We start from the raw sequence: 551 nt of genomic DNA on the forward strand, positions 1-551 counted from the left end.
CTCAACTCGGATGCGTGGATCTATGCCACTATCGCCTGTCGCAAAATGGCGGTCAGGCACAAAATAGAGGTTCTCAAGCGTAACGAACTCACCATTGAATGATTGAATGACATTCGAACCGTCCAACACAACAGAGCCATTGACTGGCGTAAGTTCAATGTACTCACCATTGGCATTTCGATAATAGAACGTGCCGTTGTGCGTGCTCGCATCGCGAATCGTGATATCGCCTAGGCTTTCATTTCTATCGAGGTCGTGCAAGTTAATCACTAGATCGACTTTCGCTGGCGTAGTATCTAGACCAGATAAGTTATCTTGCGTATTGGCATTATCAGTGCCAAGGATAGAGCCGTCACGGCCTTTATCTTCGAAAGACAACACCGATGAGGTATCGATTTGTGCATTTCTGTCTGTCACGGAGATGTCGAGATCGGCGGTACTCGTATCGCCGTCACCATCGGTAGCCGTAACATGAACCGTGAAATCGATTGAAGCCGCATCGGTATGATCAAGATCGTCATTTGGTCTAAAGCTAATAGAGCCATCAGTTC

At 47.2% G+C, this 551-nt stretch carries 1 protein-coding gene; it reads right to left on the minus strand.

Annotated elements, in window-relative coordinates:
• Window positions 1-551, minus strand: a 551-nt coding sequence (locus R7Q48_RS30070) for a hypothetical protein (protein ID WP_318134061.1), incomplete at both ends; no start/stop codon positions are given.

This window comes from Vibrio sp. 378, assembly GCF_033339435.1.